The organism is Mesorhizobium sp. M0833 (assembly GCF_040319905.1).
In the GTDB taxonomy this organism is placed as follows: domain Bacteria; phylum Pseudomonadota; class Alphaproteobacteria; order Rhizobiales; family Rhizobiaceae; genus Mesorhizobium.
Genome location: NZ_JAMYOQ010000009.1, coordinates 193,629 through 216,298 on the forward strand (window position 1 = coordinate 193,629; position 22,670 = coordinate 216,298).

Below are 22,670 nucleotides of genomic sequence, written 5' to 3' on the forward strand. Positions count from 1 at the left end.
AACCTAGTTAGTGCCCGGGATGCAGGGCGTCGTTGAGATACATGCAGGTCAGCACGGCAAAGACGTAGGCCTGCAGGAACGCGACCAGCAGCTCCAGCGCCGTCAGCGCCACGGCCATCGCCAGCGGCAGAACCGAGCCCGCCACGCCGACCGCGCCGAGCGCGCTCAGGCTGACGACAAATCCCGAGAACACTTTCAGCGTGATGTGACCGGCGAGCATGTTGGCGAACAGACGAACCGACAGGCTGACCGGACGCGAGACGAAGGAAATCACCTCGATCAGCACCACCAGCGGCAGCAGGTAGACCGGCACGCCATGCGGGACGAACAGCTTCAGGAAGCCAAGGCCGTGCTTGGTGAAGCCGTAGACGACGACCGTTCCGATCACCAGCGCGGCGAGGCCGAAAGTGACGATGATGTGGCTGGTGACGGTGAAGAAATACGGGAACAGGCCAAGCAGGTTGGCGACAAGCACGAACATGAACAGCGAGAACACGAACGGGAAGAACTTCATGCCCTGCGTGCCCGCGGCGTCCCTCAGCATATTGCCGACAAATTCGTAGGCCATTTCCGAGACCGACTGAAGGCGGCCCGGAACCAGGCTGCGGCTTGATGTGCTGAGATAGAGAAACGCCGCCGCGACGGCAACCGTCGCAAGCATGAACAGAGCCGAATTGGTGAAAGACAGGTCGTAGCCGCCGATGTGAATCGGAATGATCGGATGGATCTGGAACTGGTGGATCGGATCGACCTTGTCAGCAGCCACTTTAAATCCCCATCAAAGCCGCAGACGGCTTCAGCATTCTGTTCAATGCGCCGGCATGCGGCGCCTCAATTCATTCTTTCGGATCGCGTGGTTTGTCGCCCGTTCCGAATTCCGACACAAGCCCGGCTGAACGCAGGACATTGAGCACGCCGGCGCCAAAACCCAGCAGCAGCCCGACTATCAGACCCCATGGCGATGTCCCCGCCACGCGATCGATAAACCAGCCGAGAGCCGCACCGACCACTATCCCGGCGATGAACTCGCTGGACAGCTTGAGCGCCTGGCCGTACCCGGCCACACTGCCCGTTTTCGCGTCGTCTTTCCCCTCGAGGCGATCCGGCCGCCTTGTCGCAAGCGATGCTTCAAGGTCGCGCCGGCGGCGCTCAAGATCGTCGTCGCGGATGTCGGCTTCATGCTGCTTGCCGCGGCCGGTTTTGCCGGTTCCGTCTGGCCCATTCTTGTCGGCCACGCAACCCCCCTGCCCGGTCAGACCGTCACCGTCCGTCCGCTTCTTAAAGTCGCCGGCAACATAGTTAGAGGGTCCGCGCCCGTCAAGCCACGGGCGGATCTTCAAGCTCAAGTATTTTTTCGTTATGAATCAGCTACTTGCCTGGGTGCGACATCGTGCCCGACGCGGTCTCCGGCGGGCTGCGGCCGAATCCCCACGGCGATGCGTCTTCCATCGGCCGCTCTCGCGGGAAAGATGCAAGGGCCGCCAGAGCGCTTAGCTCCAGCCGCCGCCATAGGTGCGGTAGAAGATGTGCAGGCCGATCCTGGTCATTTTCTGCATCGTCCGCGCCCAGCCCGGATGGACGTAGTTGGCGTAATAATGGGTCGACGAGCCGACTTCCGGAATGAAGATCTTGCCGGCTGTGACGGCCATGGCGACATCCTGGGCGGTCTTGTAGGCAGCGGGGTTGTCGATCCGCTTCTTCCTGCCGTCGCAGGCGAAGGAAAACTGACAGCGGTTGAACCAGTTGTCGTTCTGGTAGACAACGCCGCAGATCGAGTTCGGATAGGCCGGGTTGCGGACACGGTTGAGGATGACCTGGGCGACGGCGGCCTGGCCGCGCACGGACTCGCCGCGCGCCTCGAAATAGATGCCGTTGGCGAGACAGGCCTGCTCCGGTTTGGAAAAGACGCTCGCCGGCAGCGGCGTCTGCATCCAAGAATGATCGCCCTTGCTCAGCGGCGGAATGAAGCGGCCATCGTTCGGGTCCTCGTCCTGCAGCAAGGCCTCGAAAGGCGATGCCTTGGCGTAATCGGGGGCAGACGAGGCATAGGCGGTCGCCAGCACGTCGGGATGATCGTTGTTGACCAGCGCGGCAAGCATCGCCGGCACGCCGGAATCCGGCTTCTTGTCGACGCGCGTGTGGAAGGAGGCCGCGATCTGGATTTCCTTGCCTTTGATCTCGGGCTTGGCGAAGGCCATCCTCAGGCCGCTGTCCATGCTTGGGCGGAGCAGCGAGGAGGTTCGCTCGAAGATCGAGCCGGCGTTGAAGTTCTTCGGCGGCGAGACGGGCGAGACCTGGATGATGCGACCCTTCTTGTCGGCACGCGTGATGCGGTTCTCGTCCGGCGTGGTGCCGGCGATGCCGCCCTTGCCGCGAAACGAAACGGCGCCGATGCCGGGCAGTTGGACGCCGGAGCCGGAGAGCGAGCCGGTGCTGCTGGAATCGAGGAAGGGCATTTCGGCGGCGTGAACGGAGCCGGCGATGGATTTCTCGACATAGGCGTTCCAGCGGACGCTCGGCGCCTCAAGACCGGAGACCAGGCTTGTCATGTCCTGGTAGGCAGCGACCGTCGGAAAGCCGATCCAGATGCCAAGGCCAATAATAAACGGAGACAGGAAGGAACGCTTTTTCTCACCGGCGGCGGCGACAAGCCGCGTCAAAACACGTCGATGCACGGAACTCTCCAGAAACGCAACGGACCCCACTGGAGAGCTACAATGATGCATTAACCTTGATGGGGCGTTAACAGCTTAGAACGTTGTTTTCCCATCTCGTGTCGAAGTCAGGCGCTTTTGCGGCTGTCCGTTGGCGGAAGAAAGATCGGCCAGGCGATCAGCGCGCAAATAGCCGCACCCAGCCAGACGCCTGCCCACGAGCAGAGCACGAGAAGCCCGGGAATGGCGATCGGCACCAGGAAGAAGGCAATGAAGACCAGGCTGTTGGCAAGGCCGAGCGCCGTTCCGGCCTGGCTGGCGCCGGCCAGCGTCGCAAGCTCGGTGTAGGCGACGCCATGCCAGGAGGAGACGCAGATGCCGGCCACGACGAGCATCGCAACGATCGCCGGCGACAGCATCGGCGCTTGGCCTGACAAGAGTTGGGCCGAAAACAAGACGAGCGCCGCAAGCACGGTGAAGGCGGCCACGCTCAGCATGCTGCACAGACGCAGGAACGACCGGCGGTTGCCGTGACGGTCGGTGTAGCGGCCGCTCCAGACGCGCATGACCATGGCGCCGACCTGCACGGCAGCCAGGCTGGCGCTGATCACGGCTGTTCCCATGCCGGCAAAATCATGCAGGAAGACGGAAGCAAAGGTGAGCACGGCCACCTGTGGGAAGCACAGCAGGCCGATGGCTGTCGCGATGCGCCAGACGGCCGGGTTGCGCAGCGGCGCCGGGCCGGCCAGCTTTGCCGCGCTGCTCGAATGGGCATCGTCGTGCGCCGGCGGCCGATGCAGCCAGCGCCAGGCGAGTGAGGTCGTGACGGCGGATGCAGCCGCCAAAAGTCCGAAGACCGCCGTGAAGCCATGGGCCGAAGCGAGCGACGGCAGCACCAGCGCGCCAAGCCCGCCGCCAAGCGGCACCGCCGTCTGCCTGATGCTCATGGCAAAGCCACGCTCGCCTTCGCCAAACCAGGCCATGATGGCGCGGCCGCTGGAGCCGTTGACGCTGCCGCCGAGCAATCCGGTGACCAGCAGGGCAGCGGCGAGAAGCGCGACGCCGGGAATTTGGGCTGGTGACGGCACGACCAGCGCGGCCATGACGAGCAGCCACACCGCGGTTGCGCCAAGCCCGGTCAGCAGCACGCGGCGATCGCCCCAGCGATCGGTCAGCAGCCCCCACGGCAATTCGCTCAGCGCCACGCCCAAGCCGAGAAGGCCAAGCGCCAGACCGAGCTCGCCATTGGAGAGATGATAGCCCGAGCGCAGGAACACCGCCGTGCCCGGAATGCCGGAGAAGGTCGCGGAGAAGCAGGCATTGGCGGCGACGCCGATGCCCAGCACCTTCCAGCGATGATTGGGTCGAAGCACCACCGCCTCTGAAAGGGTGGTAACGGCGGCCGGGCGACGCGGTTTGCAATCTGCTCGTGTGGCGACAGCGGACATGGTTCAGCTCCTGCATGGTCTGGTTGCGTTCGGTTCTTGACGCGCTGTCTCTACCGCCATAACTTCGTACTGAATATCAGGAAGTTTTTCAGTTAACGTCCCAAATATCAGGATTATTGCTATGCGACGCGTGACATTCGATCTCGACGTTCTGCGCAGCTTCGTTACCGGCATGGAGTTGGGCAGCTTCGCCAAGGCCGCCGACCGGCTCGGCCGCTCGACCTCGGCAATCAGTGCGCAATTAAAGAAGCTGGAGGAGCAGGCGGCGACGCCGATCTTCCGCAAATCTGGGCGTGGCCTGGCACTGACGGACGCGGGCGAGACCATGCTCGGCTACGCGCGCCGGCTGATCGAGCTCAATGACGAGGCCGCGTCCGCCATCCACGATGTCGAGCTGGAGGGTTGGGTGCGGCTTGGGCTACAGGAGGATTTCGGCGAGGCGGTGCTGCCGGAGGTGCTCGGGCGCTTCGCCCGCGCCCATCCCAAGGTCAAGATCGAGGCCAGGATCGCGCGCAGCCATGAGCTTGCCGAAAGGATCATTTCGGGCAGCCTCGATATCGCGCTTGCCTGGCACAGTGGCGCGACATTGCCCTACAGCCGGCATGTCGCCGACGTCCAGATGCGCTGGATCGGCCCGGCAAAACAGATCGAGACCTGCCTGCGCGATGGCGAGCCGTTGCCGCTGGTGGCGCTCGAAGCGCCGTGCCTGCTGCGCAGCGTGGCGACCGAGACGCTGGACCGCGCCGGCCTGGCATGGCGGATGGCCTTCTCCAGCCCGAGCCTTGGCGGCACCTGGGCAGCCGTCGCCGCGGGGCTCGGACTGACGATCCGCACCGATATCGGCCTGCCGGCCAGCGTCAGGGCGATGACGCCGGAGATCGCCGGGCTTCCCGCCTTGCCCAAGATGGCGCTGTTCCTGCATCGCAAGGAGGCCGAGCCCGACCCGATAGCGGCGCGGCTTGGCGACATCCTGCTGCAGGCGGCGCTCGAAGCGTTGCCGGGAAGTGGCGACGCGGATGGTCTGAGGAAAGCGGCTTAGCCCAGGCCGAAAGGGCCGCAGGGCGCTCCATAACTTAGTCGGTCGAAGAAGCAGTAATGCTGGCGATCCCTCGCGCGCCCCTCTGTCCTGCCGGATATCTCCCCCTCGAGGGCCGCTCGAGGGGGAGATTAGCAGCTTCGCCGTCCCACCCGTCTTTCGGCGTCGGAGATTGGCTAAAAGCGGAGGGAACGGCCAATCTTCCCCGGCCGGCGAACAGGTGTCCGAGGTGCGCAAGCGATGCGGATCGGCGCGCCGGGCATGTCGAAAGCCTCGCCTCTATGCTACCAACATGCTTACTTTACGCCCGTCATCGGCGAGCGGTCTCTTGTTTCAATGAGGTTTTTCGGTGACGTGCTGGTCCGGTCAGGGGATAATTCCCCGAGGGCCCCGGCGTAGCTGAATCTGGCGGGTACCGCAGCATTTCTTGAACTTCATACCTGAACCGCAAGGACATTGATCATTGCCGCCGCGTTGCAGCCGGCCGACCAGGGGCAGCAGCGCCGCGGAAGGCAGGAGCGCTGCCACAAGGGCAGCCAACTTACCCGAGATTCCCGGTACGACGAGGCGACGACCGGATTTGAACGCTCGCCACGCCTGTTCGGCCACATACTTCGGATCCACCTTGGGCAAGATGTTGAAGAGCACCGTCTGATTGGCGCCTGATCTTGCGAGAAACTCTGTGGACACCGGGCCTGGTGCAACGCATGTGACCGTCACACCGGTTCGGCGCAATTCCTGGTGAAGCGCCTCTGAGAAGAAGCGCACGAAAGCTTTGCTAGCGAAGTACAGAGCCATATAAGGCCCGGGAACGAACCCGGCCACGGAACTGAGATTGAGCACCCCGCCCCGTCGGCGTGCCACCATTCCCGGCAGAAAATGAAGGGTCAGTTCTGTGAGGGAATGTATATTGAGATCGATGATGCCGAGTTGACCATCAATAGGCAGCGCCGTCGTCGCGCCCCGCAGGCCATACCCGGCGCTGTTGACCAGGACATCACAGACCAGGCCGTGTGCGGACAGAAAGCCCTCCAGGCGCGTTGGCGCATCGCCTGCCACGAGATCCAACTCGAGCGTGAATGCCTCGCCGCCCGCCTCCCTAACCTCAGACGCCGCGGCGGCCAAACCGTCAGGCGAGCGGGCAACCAGCACAACCGCACCGCGCTCCCTTGCAGCGACGCTCGCAATCGCCCGGCCAATTCCACCCGAGCCGCCAATCACGACGATAGCTGGCCGGAATTCACAGTGCGAAATCACGTCGCGTTCCTCTGTCTTGCAGGAGCGGAAACACCTTGACCGAGCAGCACCACTTCATTGGCGACAGTGCCGTTCAGAATCTTTTCGAATCTCTCCAGTGCTCGTGCGACGTTCGCTCCATCCATGACCCGGTGATCGTAGTGGATGCGGACATTCACCGATCCGTCTTTGCCGATCGGACCGTAGTTTAGAAGGGTGGTCAGTGGTGTCAGCGGGTTGAGTGATTCCGCACCGAGACCAGAATAGACGGACAGTTGGAAGGTACCGAAGTAATTTGCCCTTTGCCGGGCGATGTTCAACCCTAGCCACATAAGCAGCCACCTGACTGGCGCGGGCGCACCTGCCATGCGCAAGGCACGCCGAAACTCCGGGACCTCCTGGATCGGCCGTGATCGAGCCGCGTGGATGGATCGCTCAAGTTCCGTGATGGAGTAGCGCTCCGGGCATTTGATGCAGCTCAGCAGAACGGCCGGCTCGCCATCATACTCGCGCTCGTGGGCAATCGAGGCTACGCTTGCCGGATACTCGTAAAGCTGCGGCCAGGGCAACTTGACATAGGCGCGCCGCAACTCCGGGATCTCTAGGGCAAGAAGCGCATACCCTTTCAGGAAGATCGCGGTCCACGAGGGCCTGGTCTGCTGCGCCATTCTAGCCCTTACGAGTGGGCCGAGATTCATCTGACGCTGCACCGCGACCCGTGGCACGCCGATCGAAAACCTCATCAGGTCGCCGACAAGGCGCCGGGGCGCGGAAAGCTTGAGGGCTCGGCCTCGCATAAAACGACCTCTAATAAAGATAAGGGAATATTCGCTTGGTCCTTTCCATATAGACACGGTATTGCGAGCCTAAATTCTCCAGCATCATACGCTCTTCCTTATCCACTCTCAGCAGGAAAAGGACTGCGAAACCAACCAAACCCGATATGCCCGCAACCCAGTTCGGCAGCAGAAAGAGCTGGCCGAGCCCCATAAGCAGGAAAGAGGTGTACATAGGGTGACGGACCAAGGCGTATGGCCCGGCGCTGACCAGTTCATGCCGTTCGCGAATCTCGAGCGTAATCGACCAGTTACGGCCAAGTTCCTTGTGGGATAAGCGAAAAATCCACAGCGCCGAGCAGAAGATGATGGTTCCGAGCGCCACCGACCACACGCTGGCCGGATGATCAGCCGCTGCGGGGATGCCGGTGGCGACATAGAAGCCAGGCAGGATCGCCAGGCCAAGGAGAGCCGATGCAAGCCCGACGGTGTCGGAACTTGAGCGGCCGCCAGCTACTATTCGCACGCGCCTTGCCCGGCGCTCGAAGGGATACCGGATCACGTACCAAGCGACGATGCCGATCACCCATATGATCTCGCCAAGTGAGGCTAAAGCAATGGTCACTTCAGGTCACCAGCGCCCTTTCTGCGATCGCGACTGTAGCAGCTGCCCCTGAGTATGGCCACTTCACCCATCGCCTCGATTTCGTCACCGGCCTACCTTCAGGCGCAGCGATCCTCTCCGAGTTAGTCCGCACACGCGAAAGCCGGAGGGGCAGTACCGATCGCATTCGGTCCCATTCATCCCTCGAATCTTGGTTATGTATTCATCTCCCGAAGCTCGGTTATGAATTGTTGCGGCCGGAGCTGAATGGCGGGAGTCTTATATCCCATGGAATGAGCGATGTCCGCCACGAAGCCGTTGCAGTTCAAGACCGTCGCCTGCCAGACATGCGAGCTCGCCTGCAGCTTGCGGATGTAGGCAACGACTTTGTCGTATTCGGCCCGGGTCAATATGATTCGCCAGCTTGCGGATCTGTATGGTTCTTCCAGATCACCGTCGCTCCACCCGGTTTCGGCTGGCACCGGCACGATATGGCCCAGAACATAGGGAACCGCACTGTTCGAAGCCGGGTGAAGGCCCGCGACTTGGGGATCGATCATTCTCCCGGCCCGGTCCAGGCGCCCAAAAACTGCGTAGGTGTGGCCGTAGCTTAGGGCGTAGCGGGAGCGGAACTCGATGAAGTACCGCTCGTCGTTTTTTTTAGGCGCAGCTCCGCCATCGGCATAAGATACGAAATTCGGCTGGGGCGGCAGGTCTTTCGTCTGACATGCCGCTGCCGGGAGGGCCACCAACGCCACAAGCAAGAGACGGCTACTTACAAGCGTCATCGCCGCGTCCATTCCCGAACTTCACAATGCACAGACCTAATAACGGCCTATGCCCGCCAACCGCGCCGTACGCCATGAAGCCGGCCAAAGCCCCGGCTGGGTATGTATGGGGAAGGGCTTGGCACCCCTTCCCCATACAAGCCGGTCCTTACTTAATCACTGGTTCCTCTACCGGAGCGGGTGCCGGAGCCTTACCCTTTCCTTTGCCGATCCAGTCGTTCGCGCAGCCGCTCAGGCTGGCAACGGCGAGCACAGCAACCATTGCAACCAATATCCTGTTCATCAAGCAATCCTTTCCCCGGGGGCGGAATAGCCTATAGAATCGCCACAACTAAAACGATATGCAGCCCCACCAAGTTAGCTGCGATCTACACCAACGCCTAGTGCAGAAATGACACAGTTGGCATCCAGTTGCCGGCGGCACCTTTTCGGTGACGTGCTGGCAGGGTTCACCATCCAACGGAGATCAGGCCTGCCACCATCAAACAACCACCACCGTCGTGCCCAACGGAGTACGGTCGTAGAGGTCAATGACGTCGTCATTTATCATACGGATGCACCCGTTCGATACCGCTGTGCCTATCGTCCATGGCTCGTTTGTACCATGTATCCGGAAGTGGGTGTCGCGCCCGTCTTGATAGAGATAAAGGGCACGCGCACCAAGCGGGTTGTTTGGTCCGCCAGGGACCCCCCCTGCATACTTCACCAGGCGCGGCTTGCGCTGCATCATGCTGGCGGTGGGTGTCCACGACGGCCAGTCCGCCTTGCGGCCGACGGTCGCTGTACCCTTGAACGAAAGTCCCTGCTCGCCGACGCCAACGCCGTAGCGCGTCGCCCACCCGTCCGTCTCGACGGCATAGAGAAAGCGTTGCGAAGTATCGACGACGATCGTTCCGGCCGGCTCGTTTCCGTCGTACCGCACGTGCTGTCGTCGGTAACGAGGATTCAGGCCACGCCTTGGTCCGAACGCGGATGAAATCGACGTACATCCGGAGACCATCAGAGCCAGACTACCCAGCACGAGCCCCCGGCGCGCAATGTGGTGTTCTTCCATTTGTACCTGCTAGGAAACTGGTCTTCTACCGCCGCCCTCGTCTCTACCATTCCAAGGCCTGCGCGCCAAGTCTCGCTGTGTGGTGGCAAAATGAATTCACAGGATTGACAAGCGAATTGAAGCGAAACTTCTTGCGATAACCGTCTGCCTCTGTTCGGTTATGTCAAAATTGGCATAGGACAGAGACGATGAAGCCTGACTTCCATGGTAAAGTCGCGATTGTGACCGGCGCAGGCTCCGGAATAGGGGCGGCTGTTTCACGGCAACTCGCGCAAGAAGGAGCCGAGATTGTTGTCGCCGACCTTGATGCCGAGGCCGCGCACTGCAGAGCCGCCGAAATAAGCTCGCAAGGCGGCAGGGCCTACGACTTTGCGGTAGATGTCACGGATGCGGCAGCCGTGGAAAAGCTGATCGAGTTCACTGTCCAGAAATGCGGCGGACTGGATATGGCGGTAAACAATGCAGGTATCGACGGCATTCGAAAAGCAACGGCAGACTATCCGCTCGACAACTGGCACAAGCTGATAAACGTCAATCTAAATGGCGTTTTCTACAGCATGAAGTACGAAATCGCCGCGATGCTGGATCGAGGCGGAGGCGCCATCGTGAACATGTCCTCCGTTCTCGGTTCCGTCGGCTTGCCAACTGCGTCCGCTTACACGGCAGCGAAACACGGGGTCGTTGGATTAACCAAGGTTGCGGCGATTGAATATGCGAGGATGGGCATCCGGATCAATGTCGTCGGCCCCGGCTGGATCGAAACGCCTCTTTTATCGGAGCAAATGGAGGCATTAGCCAGCCGGCGCATGGCAGGTCTTCAGCCGATGGGCAGGCGCGGGAAACCGGAAGAGGTAGCGGCTCTTGTATGCTTCCTCTTGTCCGACCAGGCCAGCTTTATTACTGGCAGCTACCATCTGGTGGACGGAGCTTACACCGCCCATTAGGTGCAGAGGCGGCCCCCACTCGCGCCGGCCACCCTCAGGGCGATGACGCCCGAGATCGCCGGGCTGCCGGCCTTGCCCAAGATGGCGCTGTTCCTGCATCGCAAGGAGGCCGAGCCCGACCCGATAGCGGCGCGGCATGGCGACATCCTGCTGAAGGCGGCGCTGGAAGCGTTGCCGGAGACGCAATCGACGCCTGTCTTGCGCAAGGTGGGCGTAAAGGAGAAGCGGCGCTCAGCGGCGCTTCTTTGCCCTGCTGGCGAACGGGTTGTCCGAGGTGCGCAAGGCGATGCGGATCGGCACGCCGGGCATGTCGAAAGCCTCGCGCAGGCTGTTCGAGAGATAGCGGACATAGGATTGCGGCATCGCGTCCGGCCGTGAGCAGGAGACGACGAAGCCCGGCGGCCGCGTCTTGGCCTGCGTGACATATTTGATCTTCAGCCGGCGTCCGGCGACGGCGGGTGGCGGATGATGCGCCAGGATGCCCTCCAGCCAGCGGTTGAGCTTGCCGGTCGAGACGCGGCTGTTCCACACTCGATGCGTCCTGATGACAGCATCCATCAGCTTGTCGAGGCCACGGCCGGTCTCGGCTGACACCGGCACCGCCTGCATGCCGCGCGCCTGGGGAAGAAGCCGCTCGGTTTTTTCGCGCAGCTCGGCCAGCAGCTCCTGGGGATGATCGACAAGGTCCCATTTGTTGAAGGCGATCACCGGGGCACGGCCCTCGCGGATGATCAGGTCGGCGATCTGCAGATCCTGCTTCTCGAAGGGAATGGTGGCGTCGAGCACGATGATGACGATCTCGGCAAAGCGGATGGCGCGCAAGCCATCCTGCACCGACATCACCTCGAGCTTTTCGTGGATCCTGGCCTTGCGGCGCATGCCAGCGGTGTCGAACAGTTTTAGCCGGCGGCCATGCCAGTCCCAGTCGACCGAGATGGAATCGCGAGTGATGCCGGCCTCAGGGCCGGTCAGCAGCCGCTCCTCGCCGATCAGCGCGTTGATCAGCGTCGATTTGCCGGCGTTGGGACGGCCGACGACGGCGATGCGCATCGGCTTGGTATCGTCATAGCTCGGCTCGGCGTCCGGGTCGGTGATGTCTTCGCCGATCAGCACCTCGCTGGCGGCGATCTCCTCGTCGCCGGCCTCTTCGTCCTCGCCGAAGGCGCGCGCCTCGCCCAGTGCGGCGATCACCGCATCGCGCAAATCGGGCAGGCCCTGGCCATGTTCGGCCGAGACCGGGATCGGCTCGCCAAGGCCGAGTTCCCATGCCTCCAGCATGCCGCCCTGGGCGCCGCGCGCCTCGGCCTTGTTGGCGACGACGACAACCGGCTTGCCGGACTTGCGCACGATCTCGGCGAAAGTCTTGTCGTCGGGCATCAGCCCGGACTTGGCGTCGATCGTGAAAAAGATCAGGTCGGCCTCGCGGATGGCGATCTCGGTCTGGGCGCGCATGCGGCCGGGCAGCGTCGAGGCGGCCGCATCCTCGAAACCGGCGGTGTCGATGACGTCGAAATGCAGATCGTAGAGCTTTGCGGCATGGACGCGTCGATCGCGGGTGACGCCGGGCGTGTCGTCGACAAGCGCCAGCTTCCTTCCCACCAGCCGATTGAAAAGGGTCGATTTGCCGACGTTAGGCCGGCCGATGATGGCGACTTTGAAGGTCATCCGTTGTTACGATACACCGCCCGAGCCGCGGATCAGCTCGGACATCAACGTCGCCCGCTCGCGCGTGTTGCGCGGGGCGCCGTCGTCCGCGGCGATCTGGTCGAACAGCTTCAAAGCATCCGCCGCCTTGCCTTCCTTCCAGGCGGCAAGGCCAAGCGCCTCGCGCGCCGTATGGCGCAGCGTATTGGTGTCGGCGGTGAGCGCCTCGACGCGGCTGGAGACATCGGCGAAAGAGCCGTGGTCGACCAGCAGCAGCGCAGCCCTGAGCCGCGCCATGTCGCGAATGCCGGAAGGGATCTTGGTGTCGGCGGCGACCTCGTCGAAGTCCTTGACGGCAGCATCGACGTCGCCCTTGTCTGCCTTGACGGTTGCCGCGCGCATACGGGCGAGCAGCGGGTAGGCGCCGTAGCCGTCCTTTTCCAGCGCCTCCAGAGCGGCAAGCGCCTCGTCGTTCTTGCCCTCATTGGCGAGCTTGAGCGCTTGCGAAAAAGCATCGCCCGAGCGGTTGGCGCGGGTCTCGTCCCAATAGCGGTAGCCGACGACGGCAGCGGTGCCCAACACCACCAGTACAGCCAGCACGAGCAAGGCGGGACCGAAACGGTCCCACAGCGCATGCGCCTGGTCGCGACGAATCTCTTCGTTGACTTCGCGGATAAAACTGTCGTCCGACATGGATCAAAACCATTCATGCCCCCGGCCGGGGCGGTTGATGAGCCCGCGTTTTAGCGAAATTTTGCCGGCATGGAAGGGGTTCCGCAGGAAAATCGCCTATTCACGAGGCAGTCGCCGCCACCGGCGGCCGCGCAGGTCGATCGTATCCGTGCCATATTTCGCCGGTAGGCGGTGCTTCTACATTCCTTGATCCGGTCAGATGCCTTTGCCCCGTTTGTCCCGCGTTGTTGCGTTTTCGATTGCCGCGCTTGCTACCGGCGCGGCTTTTGCCGACCCGCCGGCGGCGCCGGCAAAACCGAAGCAGACGGTCATCATTTCGTTCGACAGCGCCCGCGATATTTCGCAGTGGCAGCGCAGCCGGGCGCTGGCCGCGCGCACCGGTGCGCATTTCACGTATTTTGTCTCCTGCGTGTTCCTGCTGTCACCCGAGACGCGCAAGGAATACACCGCGCCAGGCAAAACGGCCGGCAAATCGAATATCGGCTTTGCCGCCTCCAAACAGGAAATTGCCGAGCGGCTCGAGCAGATCAACCTCGCCGCCAGGGAAGGCCACGACATCGGCAGCCATGGCTGCGGTCATTTCGATGGCAAGGACTGGAGCAAGGCCGACTGGCTGAGCGAGTTCGGCTCGTTCAAGCATATTCTCCAAAACGCCTATTCGATCAACGGCATTGCACCCGAACCAAAGGGTTGGCGCGATTTCGCAGGCAGGGCGGTGGTCGGGTTTCGCGCGCCCTACCTGTCGGCAAACAGGGCGCTTTACGAGGCGCTGCCCGCGGCCGGCTTCCTGCTTGACGCAAGCGGCGTTTCGCGTGGGCCGGTCGAGCCGCCGACCGTCAACGGCATCACGCGCTTTTCGCTGCCGCAGATCCCGGAAGGGCCGAGCTCAAGGCGGGTGATCGCCATGGATTACAATCTCTATGTCAGGCATTCCGGCGGCTTCGAGCGGCCGAGCATGGCGGAAGCGTTCGCCGACCGGACCTACCACGCCTTTCGCGCCGCCTTCGATGCGCAATACGAGGGCAAGCGCATTCCGCTGGAGCTCGGCTTTCACTTCACGTTGATGAATGACGGCGCCTACTGGAACGCGCTGGAACGCTTTGCCGGCGAGGTCTGCGTCAAGGCCGACGTCGAGTGCATCAGCTTTCGCGACTATGTTTCGCGGCGAGGCGAAAGACAGGCAGCGGTGGGCGGCTGAAGCCCATCGCCGCCCGCCGTCATCAGCTTGCCGGCTGGTCCTCAGGGCGCAAGCCGGCTTGCTCTCGTTCCAGATAATGCTGGTCGATGTCCGGTAGCGGTTCGCCCTTGATTGTGGCTTCGAAAGCGCGCAGGCGCTTGTGAACTGACAAGAGCTCGACGATTGTTGACCAGGAATTGACAAGGTACTGGAACGAGGTTGTCACCTGGCTGAACGCCGAATTTACCTGGTTTATAAGACCCAACGTCAAAGCTCCGGCGACCATCGACGGAGTCATCAGGAAAAGAGCAAATATGTTATTTAATTGCAAATACAGATAACGGACCACATTGAAATACACGTAGTGGAAATAGAGTCGGAAGTAATTGCGGCGCACGTTTCCGAACAACTCGGAAACGGTTGGCGGCTGCGCCCGGGACGAATCATCCTCACCGTAAACAAGTTCTTTGCGGTAGGCGGCTTCGACGCGCTGGTTGCGGAATTGTAAGCCAGGGAGCTTTATGCCAGCGCTGGCAATACACACGGTGCCAAAAATCGCCCAGAAGATCGCAGCTATAACCAGCGGCTGCGGCACCTGACCGACGAACGGCAACACGGTGATGTGCTTTGAGTAGGCTAGCAAAATCGGCATGAAGGCTATCAAGGTCATGATCGAGTCGATGAAGCTGGTTCCAAGATCTTCCATGATCTTGGAGAACCGCATCGTGTCTTCCTGTACGCGCTGGGAAGCTCCCTCGATATAGCGCAGCCTAGGCCAGTAAGACATGTAGTAGTCGTTCATCGCTGTACGCCACCGAAACACCCAATGGCTCACAAAGAAGTTTGTCAGAACGTATACAGTAACAGCCACCAGAGCGATGCCGAGGAAAGTTATTAACTGCGCATAAACATCATTCTCAGTGGCCTTCACACTTTTGCTGACAATGCCCTGAATAAGGTCCCAGAATGGCCCGTACCAGGCATTAATTGCGACACTCACCTGCACCTGAAAATAGGTCGTGAACAAGATCAGCGAAGAACCCAGGATTGACCAGCGATCCCACGGGTGCGGGGAGTACCAATGCCAGAAGGCGTAAAAGAGCAGCACGCCAAGTGTAAAGTAGATGTAGAACCAAATGAATGGAGGCGACCAGAAGACGGAAACGCCGATGATGGGCGCCGCGTCCGCTGCGAGGGGCGGCAATCCGATCAAGGCCCCCAGCTGGTCGCCACCAAGAAACCATACGGCCACCATGACCGCACTCCACAGGGCGGCCGAGATAAAAAAGAGCTTCGGCTGCGGGAAGAAGGATACAAACACTGTGACGAAATCCTCGCTCGATGCGCAAATCAGCGGCGTTGGTCAGCGGGCATAAAGTCACACATTAGTGGGAAAGAAAATGCCCGCTACCCAATGCCCGTCGTCGAGCAAGACCATAATCATGGCGATTTTGGCGCAGCCGACCAGGCGATCGCACCCGAGGTCAGCAGGACGGCGGCGGCCACGATCGAGGCAAGGAAAAAGTTACCTGAAGCCTGCGCAAGCAGCCCTGCGACGATCGGGCCGACGATCTGGCCAAGGCCGAAGGCGGCCGTCATCACCGCCAGCATCCGGCGTGGTGCTTGCGGGGCAAGCTGCCTGCCGGCCTGCAGGCCAAGCGCGGTGATGGCGATGAAGGTGCCGCCGACGAGAAGGCCGCCGAGCAGCGGCCCGGTGCGTCCGTCCATGACGACACTGGCGCTGACCCCGACCACCTCGACCAGACACCCCAGGGCATAGGTGGCGTAAAGCCCGATCCTGGCCGTAAGCTTCTGCCACAGCCAGACCGAGGGGAAACCGGCAAGGCCGGTGACCATCCAAACCACGGCCTCGAAGACCCGGCCGCCGCCGCCTTGCCGGACAATGGCGACCAGGAAGGTTGCCGTGACGATGTAGCCGAAGCCGAACAGGCCGTAGGCGACGATGATCTTCACCAGCGACCGGTGCTTCGGCAATGCCGGCTCGCTCCCGGTGATGCTGTTCGCGGCCGAGGTGCCGCCGGCCAGCAAGGCGACGGCGGCAAAGCCGCAGGCCGAAATCGCCGCGGACCACAGCCAGCCCGCCGCCCAGCCGGCATGTTCGGTAACGAGGAGCGCCAACAGCGCCGAGGACGTCGCGATGCCGAGGCCGACACCGCCGAAATACAGCGCCTGCAGGTCGTTTCGCCCCGTCGCGACGAGATGACCGAAAACGATGCTGGTCATGAAGACCAGCACGAACGCACTGGCGAGGCCGGCAAGGAAGCGGATGAGGAGGAAGCCGGCCATCGTGCCGGTCAGGCCCATCAGCCCGGCGAGTATCGCAGTGGCGGCAAGGCCGGCCAGCATCAGCTGGCGCTCGCGGCCTTGCGCCCAGCCGCCGGTGGCGGCAAGCGCGCCGACGAGGTAGCCGAGATAATTGGCCGATGCGATCCAGCCGGCATCAGCCGGCGACAGGCCGAGCTCGTCCATCATGCCAGGCAGGATCGGCGTATAAACGAAGCGGCCGATGCCCATGGCGACGGCCAGGGCGATCATGCCGGCGATTGCCAGGCGCAAGGGCGAAGCGATGTTCATCGCGGTGCACAATAAGTGCGCCTGCTCGCGAGACAATCCGCCTTTTGTTGAGCCAGAAGGGGTTGCGCAGCCGCGTCGGCGGCTGGCTCGCCTGAGGTGCTTCGCTCAGGAGACTCTGCCGCAGCAGGTCCTCGTCAAGGCCGTCTCGTAGCGGGTACGACGCGCGGTCAGCCTGAACGGCATGTCGGCGAGTTCGCGCTCCGACATGGTGTCGAGCAGCGGATGCGACAGCGGATCGGTCACCCAGCTGGTGGCCTCGCTGACATGCCGGTGTGGCTGCGTTCCGATCGGGGAAAAGGCTCCGAGCCATGACAAAATCTTCATCGGATTTGCCTCCTCACTCTGCGTAACCCACTTAGAATTCGGCATCCTGCAGTGTCTGGCAATTGAGATTTCAGCCGTTCGAGTTTAGAAAAACTGTATGGCTACTTTGAACCGCGTCCATCTCAACGGCTTGCGCGCCGTGGAAACCGTTGCCCGCCTGGGCTCGCTCGCGGCGGCGGCCGGCGAGCTCAACGTTTCGGTCAGCGCGGTGAGCCAGCAGATCAACCGGACAGAAAAGCAGCTCGGCCGGGCGCTGTTCGAACGAACGCCAGCTGGCCTGGTGGCGACCGAATTCGGCACCGTCTTTACCGCGCGCCTCAGCGCCGGGTTTCGCGAACTCGCACAGGCGGTGGCGCTTGCCGATGAAAGCTCGGAGTGCACGCTGGTGGTTTCGGTGGCGCCGGCGTTCGCCTCGAAATGGCTGCTGCCGCGGCTGTCGCGGCATTTTGCCCGGCATCCGAACGTGCTCCTGCGCATCGATGCCTCGGTGCGGCTTGCCGATCTCGATCGTTCGGACATCGAGGTCGCCATCCGGCTCGGCGACGGCAAATGGCCGGGCGGGCGGGCCGAATTGCTGCTGGCGCAAGAGGTGTTTCCGGTCTGTGCACCGGTGATCGCCAGCAAGCTGAAATCGATCGAGGACCTTGCTTTGACTTGTGCGATCACAGACGAAAGATCGATGATCAGTTGGGAGAGCTGGTTCGAAGCGGCCGGGGTGGAGCCGGTCACCTTCATGAAAGGCGCGCGCTTCACAGATCCGATGCTGTGCCTGGAATCGGCGATTGCCGGTCACGGCGTCATGCTCGGCTGGCAATTGCTGGCCGCCGACGCGCTGGCCGACGGCCGTCTCGTTGCGCCGTTCGGCATACGCGCCCAGAGCGGGCTCGGCTATTGGCTGGTGACTTCGGCCAGCAAGGGCGAAAGCCGCAAGGTCAGGGATTTCAAGATCTGGGTGCGCGAAGAGATCGAGGCGACGATGGCGCAGTTCAGGTCGCTCGAGAGCGTCAGCTAGACCTGCCGGCGTGATCGGAGTGGAAAGGTCGGTAGCGCCGGTCTATGTAAGACACAGTCCCCAATCACGGCAGGCAGGATCATGACCACACATTCGCGCGGCGTTTCCGCAACCATCGACCCGGTGAAGCTCGACAGGCTGGCGGAGGTCGCCGTCAAGGTCGGGCTGCAATTGCAGCCGGGTCAGGATCTGGTGCTGACCTCGTCTATCGCGGCGCTGCCTCTGACGCGGCGGATCGTCGAGCACGCCTACAAGGCAGGTGCCGGCCTGGTGACGCCGATCTTCAACGACGACGAGATCACTCTCGCGCGCTTCCGCTACGGCGCCGACGCCGGTTTCGACCGCGCCGCCGGCTGGCTCTATGAAGGCATGGCAAAAGCCTTCGCCAACAATGCGGCGAGGCTTGCTGTACGCGGCGAGGATCCGTCGCTGCTTTCTTCTCAGGACCCGGCAAAGGTGGCGCGTGCCAACAAGGCGAATTCGATGGCCTATCAGCCGGCGCTTGAGAAGATCACCGGCTTCGACATCAACTGGAACATTGTGGCTTATCCTGATCAGGCGTGGGCGAAGCAGGTTTTCCCGGACGATGCCGAAGACGTCGCCGTGGCCAAGCTCGCCGATGCCATCTTTGCCGCCTCGCGGGTGGACGTCGAAGACCCGATCGGCAACTGGACGGCGCACAATGCGGCGTTGAAGAGCCGCACCGAATGGCTGAACGGCCACAATTTCCACGCACTGCATTTCACCGGCCCCGGCACCGACCTGACCGTCGGGCTGGCCGACGGCCACGAGTGGATGGGCGGCGCCTCGACCGCCAAGAACGGCATCACCTGCAACCCGAACATCCCGACCGAAGAGGTTTTCACCACGCCGCATGCAAGGCGCGTCGAAGGCCATGTCACCAGCACCAAGCCGCTGTCCTACCAGGGCACGCTGATCGACGGCATTGCGGTGCGTTTCGAGGTGGGCCGCATCGTCGAGGCCAAGGCCTCGAAGGGTGAGGATGTGCTGCAGAAGGTGCTCGATACCGACGAAGGCTCGCGCCGTCTCGGCGAGGTGGCGCTGGTGCCGCATTCCTCGCCGATCGCCAAGAGCGGGCTGCTGTTTTTCAACACGCTGTTCGACGAGAACGCCGCCTGCCACATCGCGCTTGGCCAGTGCTACTCGAAGTGCTTTGTCGACGGCGCCTCGCTCAGCCAGGACGAGATCGCGGCGCGCGGCGGCAACAAGAGTTTCATCCACATCGACTGGATGATCGGCTCGGACAAGATCGATATAGACGGCGTCCACAAGGACAGCAGCCGCGTGCCGGTGATGCGCAAGGGCGAGTGGGTTTAAGAGCACCAGCACGCAGCCGCGCCTGTGACGCATGCGGGGTTGGCAATGGAACTCGCGGTCAAGCGCATCTATGAGCCGCCGGCGCCCGATGACGGGCAGCGGGTGCTGGTGGACCGCATATGGCCTCGCGGCATCGCCAAGCAGGACGCGGCGCTGACGCTATGGCTGAGGGACATCGCGCCAAGCGACGCGTTGCGCAAATGGTTTGGCCATGAGCCGGCGCGCTGGGCGGAGTTCCAGCGGCGATACAGCGATGAGCTCGACCGGAACGGCGAGGCGGTGGCGGAACTGCGCGCCTTGCTGCGTGAGGGCAAGGTGACGCTGCTCTACGGCGCGCACGACGAGGCCCATAATAATGCGGTCGCGCTGGCGAGCTATTTGCGTGGGAAAACCACAAGCATCTGATACGATCGATATGCATGCCGGGCAGGACAGAGGGGGGCGCGACGGATCGCGGTCGGTCGGTTCTACTTCCCGCCAACCGCATGCTGATAAACATCGGGCTTGAACCCGACGAGAATCCTATCGCCAAGTTCCAGCACCGGACGCTTGATCATCGTCGGCTTTGCCAGCATCAGCGCCTTGGCCTTCCTTTCATCCAGGCCCATCCTGTCCTCCTCCGACAGTTCGCGAAACGTCGTGCTCGCCTTGTTGAGCAGAATTTCCCAACCGACTTTGCCTGACCAGCCGTTCAGCCGATCCGCATCCAGCCCGTCGCCCCTGTAGTCATGAAAGCGATAGGCAACATCATGGCTCGCCAGCCAGGAACGGGCCTTCTTGATCGTGTCGCAATTGGTGATGCCATACATGGTGATCGTCAAAAACGAATCCTCGGGCCGGTCGAATCTGACGGCACCCTAAAACCGCACCTCTCAGTTTTCCAGCGGCTTGCCGGCCATCCATGATTTTCGCCCTTGCCAATAGTAAGGAATTTCCATAAGTGTTTCTAAGCCAACTCTGGTCACGCGGAATGGCCGAGGCAAGGAAACGACTATGACGAGCCTGCAGACCGAAAGCCCCCCGCCCGTCGACGGCATTTTCCGGGCGCTCGCCGATCCGACCCGGCGACGCGTGGTCGAGCGACTGAACCGAAGCCCCGCCTCGGTCAGCGAGCTTGCCCAGCCGTTCGAGATGGCCCTGCCATCCTTCATCGAGCATCTCAGGGTTTTGGAAGGCTGCGGGCTGGTGCATTCGGAGAAGGCAGGCCGCGTCAGGACCTACCGGCTCGCGCCGGAGCCGCTGAAGCTCGCGGAAAACTGGCTGGCCGAGCAGCGGGCGCTGTGGGAGCGCCGTCTCGACCAGTTCGACGACTACGTGCTGAAACTCAAGGAGAAAGACAGATGAACATGGCCCCGTTGTTCCAACCCGATCCGAAGCTCGACCTCGTGCTCGAACGGTCGATCGAGGCGCCCCGCGAACTGCTGTGGATGGCGTTGACGAAGCCCGAGCATGTCCGCCAATGGTTCACGCCGAAGCCGTGGATAATCACCGATTGCGAGATCGACCTGCGGCCCGGCGGCCTGTTCCGCACCCGCATGCAGTCGCCCGACGGCAAGGAGGTCAACGACAGGCATTGCTGCTACCTCGAGATCGTCCAGGACGAGCGGCTGGTGTGGACCGATGCGCTGCTGCCAGGCTACCGGCCGTCAGGCGACCCATTCATTACAGCCGTCATATCGCTGCAATCGCGGGGCGAGGCGACGCGCTACACCGCGACCGCCATCCACCGCGACGAAGCCACGCGCAACAGCCACGAGGAGATGGGCTTCTACGACGGCTGGGGCACGGTGGCGGATCAGTTGGCGGGTTACGTCAAAACGATCTGAGCTTCTCGAAGACGGCCAGGTCATCCTCCCGGCCGCCATGCTTATTGTTCAACCTTGCAGCGGCTCCCGGAAGCCGGTGGTATTTCCGGCCTCAATAGTAGAACCGCTCTTCGGTGATCTTGCCGTTCTTGACCGTGTACAGACCAACCTCATCTATGGTGGCACGTTCGCCGGTAGCTTTGGGCGTTATGTCAAACTTGAAGCGCACTGCGAACTGGTCGCCGTTGACATATGGGCCCTCGACCGAACCGCCACGCACTTCGTTGTTCTCTTGCCACCACTGGTTCTTTTGCTTCAGAGCTTCCTTGCCACGGGAGACGGCCATCGGCCCCTCCATGGCTTCGTAGCTGGCGACGTCGTCGGCATTGTACTTCTCAGCAGCACCTTGGTGATCGCCCTGCTTGAGGAGCTCGGTGAAATCCTTGGCAATTTCCGTGATCGTCATGGGGGGTTCCTCCTGTTAAGACGCGTTGGAAGTAGCGGGTCGCGTGCTGGCCTGCCATCGTCAATCCCGAGACAGCTGACATGCCATGTCAGGATGATGAATATCGTGCGGGCTATGACGACGGCTTGGGCCTCTACATCCCGGCCAAGGCATCGTCTTGGCCGTTCAATTGCCAACGTGCGCGCTCGCGGTAAATCCCCTTGCCGATTACACTGTGGATCAGCACAAAATCCCGGACTGTCCAGCCAATTGGAGCAATCGACCGTTCGCGAATCCTGGGGACACGGACTTCGTCACGAAGCAGCGTAACATGCGGTTCAATGGACTTCGTGAGAAAGAGCTTTAGCGGGCTGTCGGAAATCAGAGGGTGAGATTGCGCCAGAATTCTTGGAGCGCTGGATTGCTGTCACCGTTGCGCAGAACCAGCGAACCACACCAAAAGGCGTCAGGCGATCGAAAGAAACATCGAACGGTTTTGCAACGATCATCGAGCCGATATGCCGAGCGATTTCAACCAGCTTTTCCGGATCCCCATCATGGTCACCGAGGCCGACGAGCGAGATATGGATGTGGTTCTCCGGAACAAACCAGCCTTGCAGCCCTAACTCTCGATTCAAGGCGATAGCCTTTCGCGCCAAGGGACCAGCGACCGCGCTCTCAGCCAAGATGGCGAAGAATATGCGGTCGTCGAAACGTCGCTTGGACCCCTCCCATCGGAAAAAGGTCTGGCCGTTGTTCGCGGTTCCGAATGCAGGGTGCCCACTCATAATTGATCTCTCGTCCGGCAAATTGTATCCGACCGGGAAATTTAGAACAAACAGAGAACTCGTCAAATGGAAACGCAACGGGCGCTGAATGCTTTCCGCGCCAACACCCGCGATTTCAGCGGTCGAGGAAGCCCTGCCGAGCAGGAATTCGAAGTCTGCGCCCCGTTGCCGATAATGTGGGAACACTCCGGTTTTCTGGAAGTTGAAAATCAGACTAGAGCGGCGGACTTTCATGTGAGTCCATAGCCTGCGGCAGTGAAGTAGTTTCTGCATTCTGTTGGAGAGAAGAGATTGCAGATATCGCCAATG

26 protein-coding genes are annotated in these 22,670 nt (G+C 61.9%); 8 read left to right on the forward strand and 18 right to left on the reverse strand.

The annotated features are described in order from the left end of the window. Window positions 1-7 precede the first annotated feature (7 nt). The 4 genes from NKH98_RS13225 to NKH98_RS13240 all read right to left on the reverse strand — a co-directional run bounded on the left by NKH98_RS13225 (window position 8) and on the right by NKH98_RS13240 (window position 4,102). Window positions 8-766 carry a F0F1 ATP synthase subunit A gene (locus NKH98_RS13225; RefSeq protein WP_352476629.1) on the reverse strand — a complete coding sequence of 253 codons (759 nt, stop codon included), beginning with the start codon at window positions 764-766 and terminating at the stop codon, window positions 8-10. Between the two features lie 70 nt (window positions 767-836). Beyond that, window positions 837-1,235 (reverse strand): AtpZ/AtpI family protein, encoded by a 399-nt coding sequence (locus NKH98_RS13230; protein ID WP_254820419.1) that lies wholly within the window; start codon window positions 1,233-1,235, stop codon window positions 837-839. Between the two features lie 255 nt (window positions 1,236-1,490). Beyond that, window positions 1,491-2,675, reverse strand: coding sequence for a cell wall hydrolase (locus NKH98_RS13235; RefSeq protein ID WP_352899006.1), 1,185 nt, complete (start codon window positions 2,673-2,675; stop codon window positions 1,491-1,493). A 107-nt stretch (window positions 2,676-2,782) separates the two neighbouring features. Then, window positions 2,783-4,102, reverse strand: coding sequence for an MFS transporter (locus NKH98_RS13240; protein ID WP_352899009.1), 1,320 nt, complete (start codon window positions 4,100-4,102; stop codon window positions 2,783-2,785). Between the two features lie 121 nt (window positions 4,103-4,223). Here NKH98_RS13240 and NKH98_RS13245 point away from each other — a divergent pair, with 121 nt between their 5' ends. Continuing rightward, the gene (locus NKH98_RS13245) at window positions 4,224-5,141 is read left to right on the forward strand and encodes a LysR substrate-binding domain-containing protein (RefSeq protein ID WP_352899011.1); all 918 of its coding nucleotides are present in this window, start codon (window positions 4,224-4,226) and stop codon (window positions 5,139-5,141) included. A 363-nt stretch (window positions 5,142-5,504) separates the two neighbouring features. On the opposite strand, the gene NKH98_RS13250 is transcribed toward NKH98_RS13245, so the two are convergent. The 6 genes from NKH98_RS13250 to NKH98_RS13275 form a co-directional block, all read right to left on the reverse strand. After that, window positions 5,505-6,392 (reverse strand): SDR family NAD(P)-dependent oxidoreductase, encoded by an 888-nt coding sequence (locus tag NKH98_RS13250; RefSeq protein WP_502894250.1) that lies wholly within the window; start codon window positions 6,390-6,392, stop codon window positions 5,505-5,507. Next, window positions 6,392-7,171 carry a hypothetical protein gene (locus NKH98_RS13255; RefSeq protein ID WP_352645516.1) on the reverse strand — a complete coding sequence of 260 codons (780 nt, stop codon included), beginning with the start codon at window positions 7,169-7,171 and terminating at the stop codon, window positions 6,392-6,394. Before NKH98_RS13255 ends, NKH98_RS13250 begins: the two co-directional genes overlap by 1 nt. Window positions 7,172-7,181: 10 nt before the next feature. Next, window positions 7,182-7,769 (reverse strand): protein-S-isoprenylcysteine O-methyltransferase, encoded by a 588-nt coding sequence (locus NKH98_RS13260; protein ID WP_254820426.1) that lies wholly within the window; start codon window positions 7,767-7,769, stop codon window positions 7,182-7,184. A gap of 200 nt (window positions 7,770-7,969) precedes the next feature. Beyond that, complete coding sequence (locus tag NKH98_RS13265) at window positions 7,970-8,542, reverse strand: hypothetical protein (RefSeq protein WP_254820425.1); 573 nt, start codon at window positions 8,540-8,542, stop codon at window positions 7,970-7,972. A 148-nt stretch (window positions 8,543-8,690) separates the two neighbouring features. Continuing rightward, window positions 8,691-8,825 carry an ABC transporter gene (locus NKH98_RS13270; RefSeq protein WP_254820414.1) on the reverse strand — a complete coding sequence of 45 codons (135 nt, stop codon included), beginning with the start codon at window positions 8,823-8,825 and terminating at the stop codon, window positions 8,691-8,693. 198 nt (window positions 8,826-9,023) lie between these two features. After that, window positions 9,024-9,596 carry a L,D-transpeptidase gene (locus NKH98_RS13275; protein WP_352505257.1) on the reverse strand — a complete coding sequence of 191 codons (573 nt, stop codon included), beginning with the start codon at window positions 9,594-9,596 and terminating at the stop codon, window positions 9,024-9,026. 188 nt (window positions 9,597-9,784) lie between these two features. Here NKH98_RS13275 and NKH98_RS13280 point away from each other — a divergent pair, with 188 nt between their 5' ends. Then, entirely contained in the window at window positions 9,785-10,540 is a 756-nt protein-coding gene (locus NKH98_RS13280; RefSeq protein ID WP_352476622.1) for an SDR family NAD(P)-dependent oxidoreductase, read from the forward strand. A gap of 231 nt (window positions 10,541-10,771) precedes the next feature. Here NKH98_RS13280 and der read toward each other — a convergent pair whose 3' ends face one another. Both der and NKH98_RS13290 read right to left on the reverse strand, forming a co-directional pair. Continuing rightward, window positions 10,772-12,205, reverse strand: a complete 1,434-nt coding sequence (gene der / locus NKH98_RS13285; protein WP_352899014.1) for a ribosome biogenesis GTPase Der — start codon at window positions 12,203-12,205, stop codon at window positions 10,772-10,774. A 6-nt stretch (window positions 12,206-12,211) separates the two neighbouring features. Further along, window positions 12,212-12,877, reverse strand: coding sequence for a tetratricopeptide repeat protein (locus NKH98_RS13290; protein ID WP_352476620.1), 666 nt, complete (start codon window positions 12,875-12,877; stop codon window positions 12,212-12,214). A gap of 205 nt (window positions 12,878-13,082) precedes the next feature. On the opposite strand from NKH98_RS13290, the gene NKH98_RS13295 reads away from it, so the two are divergent. After that, the gene (locus tag NKH98_RS13295; protein WP_352880451.1) at window positions 13,083-14,075 is read left to right on the forward strand and encodes a polysaccharide deacetylase family protein; all 993 of its coding nucleotides are present in this window, start codon (window positions 13,083-13,085) and stop codon (window positions 14,073-14,075) included. A 22-nt stretch (window positions 14,076-14,097) separates the two neighbouring features. Here the strand turns inward: NKH98_RS13295 and sbmA are convergent, their stop codons facing one another. The 3 genes from sbmA to NKH98_RS13310 form a co-directional block, all read right to left on the reverse strand. Beyond that, window positions 14,098-15,375, reverse strand: coding sequence for a peptide antibiotic transporter SbmA (gene sbmA / locus NKH98_RS13300; protein WP_352895879.1), 1,278 nt, complete (start codon window positions 15,373-15,375; stop codon window positions 14,098-14,100). A gap of 119 nt (window positions 15,376-15,494) precedes the next feature. Next, a complete protein-coding gene (locus NKH98_RS13305) occupies window positions 15,495-16,649 on the reverse strand; it encodes a YbfB/YjiJ family MFS transporter (RefSeq protein ID WP_352899017.1) in 1,155 nt (384 codons plus the stop codon). 105 nt (window positions 16,650-16,754) lie between these two features. Beyond that, on the reverse strand, window positions 16,755-16,973 hold the full coding sequence (locus NKH98_RS13310) for a hypothetical protein (RefSeq protein ID WP_352895885.1): 219 nt from the start codon (window positions 16,971-16,973) through the stop codon (window positions 16,755-16,757). 97 nt (window positions 16,974-17,070) lie between these two features. Here NKH98_RS13310 and NKH98_RS13315 point away from each other — a divergent pair, with 97 nt between their 5' ends. The 3 genes from NKH98_RS13315 (at window position 17,071) to NKH98_RS13325 (ending at window position 19,728) form a co-directional block, all read left to right on the forward strand. Then, window positions 17,071-17,985 (forward strand): LysR substrate-binding domain-containing protein, encoded by a 915-nt coding sequence (locus NKH98_RS13315; RefSeq protein WP_502894246.1) that lies wholly within the window; start codon window positions 17,071-17,073, stop codon window positions 17,983-17,985. Between the two features lie 81 nt (window positions 17,986-18,066). After that, entirely contained in the window at window positions 18,067-19,323 is a 1,257-nt protein-coding gene (locus NKH98_RS13320; protein WP_352899020.1) for an aminopeptidase, read from the forward strand. 39 nt (window positions 19,324-19,362) lie between these two features. Continuing rightward, window positions 19,363-19,728: a DUF488 domain-containing protein gene (locus NKH98_RS13325; RefSeq protein WP_352899023.1), complete on the forward strand. Its 366-nt coding sequence runs from the start codon at window positions 19,363-19,365 to the stop codon at window positions 19,726-19,728. Window positions 19,729-19,790: 62 nt separating this feature from the next. On the opposite strand, the gene NKH98_RS13330 is transcribed toward NKH98_RS13325, so the two are convergent. Next, entirely contained in the window at window positions 19,791-20,144 is a 354-nt protein-coding gene (locus NKH98_RS13330) for an ArsC family reductase (protein WP_352899026.1), read from the reverse strand. A gap of 172 nt (window positions 20,145-20,316) precedes the next feature. Here NKH98_RS13330 and NKH98_RS13335 point away from each other — a divergent pair, with 172 nt between their 5' ends. Both NKH98_RS13335 and NKH98_RS13340 read left to right on the forward strand, forming a co-directional pair. Beyond that, entirely contained in the window at window positions 20,317-20,667 is a 351-nt protein-coding gene (locus NKH98_RS13335) for an ArsR/SmtB family transcription factor (protein ID WP_254820403.1), read from the forward strand. Between the two features lie 2 nt (window positions 20,668-20,669). Then, window positions 20,670-21,149 carry an SRPBCC family protein gene (locus NKH98_RS13340; RefSeq protein WP_352899046.1) on the forward strand — a complete coding sequence of 160 codons (480 nt, stop codon included), beginning with the start codon at window positions 20,670-20,672 and terminating at the stop codon, window positions 21,147-21,149. A 91-nt stretch (window positions 21,150-21,240) separates the two neighbouring features. Here NKH98_RS13340 and NKH98_RS13345 read toward each other — a convergent pair whose 3' ends face one another. Both NKH98_RS13345 and NKH98_RS13350 read right to left on the reverse strand, forming a co-directional pair. Continuing rightward, a complete protein-coding gene (locus NKH98_RS13345) occupies window positions 21,241-21,594 on the reverse strand; it encodes a SnoaL-like domain-containing protein (protein ID WP_352899029.1) in 354 nt (117 codons plus the stop codon). 317 nt (window positions 21,595-21,911) lie between these two features. After that, window positions 21,912-22,670: 2'-5' RNA ligase family protein (locus tag NKH98_RS13350; protein ID WP_502894247.1), on the reverse strand; the 759-nt coding region annotated here is incomplete at its 5' end.

Coding starts and splice junctions, on each gene's coding strand:
- NKH98_RS13240 (WP_352899009.1), bottom strand. CDS start 4,102: ATGTCCGCTGTCGCCACACGAGCAGATTGCAAACCGCGTCGCCCGGCC.
- NKH98_RS13245 (WP_352899011.1), top strand. CDS start 4,224: ATGCGACGCGTGACATTCGATCTCGACGTTCTGCGCAGCTTCGTTACC.
- NKH98_RS13255 (WP_352645516.1), bottom strand. CDS start 7,171: ATGCGAGGCCGAGCCCTCAAGCTTTCCGCGCCCCGGCGCCTTGTCGGC.
- NKH98_RS13265 (WP_254820425.1), bottom strand. CDS start 8,542: ATGACGCTTGTAAGTAGCCGTCTCTTGCTTGTGGCGTTGGTGGCCCTC.
- NKH98_RS13270 (WP_254820414.1), bottom strand. CDS start 8,825: ATGAACAGGATATTGGTTGCAATGGTTGCTGTGCTCGCCGTTGCCAGC.
- NKH98_RS13275 (WP_352505257.1), bottom strand. CDS start 9,596: ATGGAAGAACACCACATTGCGCGCCGGGGGCTCGTGCTGGGTAGTCTG.
- NKH98_RS13280 (WP_352476622.1), top strand. CDS start 9,785: ATGAAGCCTGACTTCCATGGTAAAGTCGCGATTGTGACCGGCGCAGGC.
- der (WP_352899014.1), bottom strand. CDS start 12,205: ATGACCTTCAAAGTCGCCATCATCGGCCGGCCTAACGTCGGCAAATCG.
- NKH98_RS13290 (WP_352476620.1), bottom strand. CDS start 12,877: ATGTCGGACGACAGTTTTATCCGCGAAGTCAACGAAGAGATTCGTCGC.
- NKH98_RS13305 (WP_352899017.1), bottom strand. CDS start 16,649: ATGAACATCGCTTCGCCCTTGCGCCTGGCAATCGCCGGCATGATCGCC.
- NKH98_RS13310 (WP_352895885.1), bottom strand. CDS start 16,973: ATGAAGATTTTGTCATGGCTCGGAGCCTTTTCCCCGATCGGAACGCAG.
- NKH98_RS13315 (WP_502894246.1), top strand. CDS start 17,071: ATGGCTACTTTGAACCGCGTCCATCTCAACGGCTTGCGCGCCGTGGAA.
- NKH98_RS13320 (WP_352899020.1), top strand. CDS start 18,067: ATGACCACACATTCGCGCGGCGTTTCCGCAACCATCGACCCGGTGAAG.
- NKH98_RS13335 (WP_254820403.1), top strand. CDS start 20,317: ATGACGAGCCTGCAGACCGAAAGCCCCCCGCCCGTCGACGGCATTTTC.
- NKH98_RS13340 (WP_352899046.1), top strand. CDS start 20,670: ATGGCCCCGTTGTTCCAACCCGATCCGAAGCTCGACCTCGTGCTCGAA.
- NKH98_RS13345 (WP_352899029.1), bottom strand. CDS start 21,594: ATGACGATCACGGAAATTGCCAAGGATTTCACCGAGCTCCTCAAGCAG.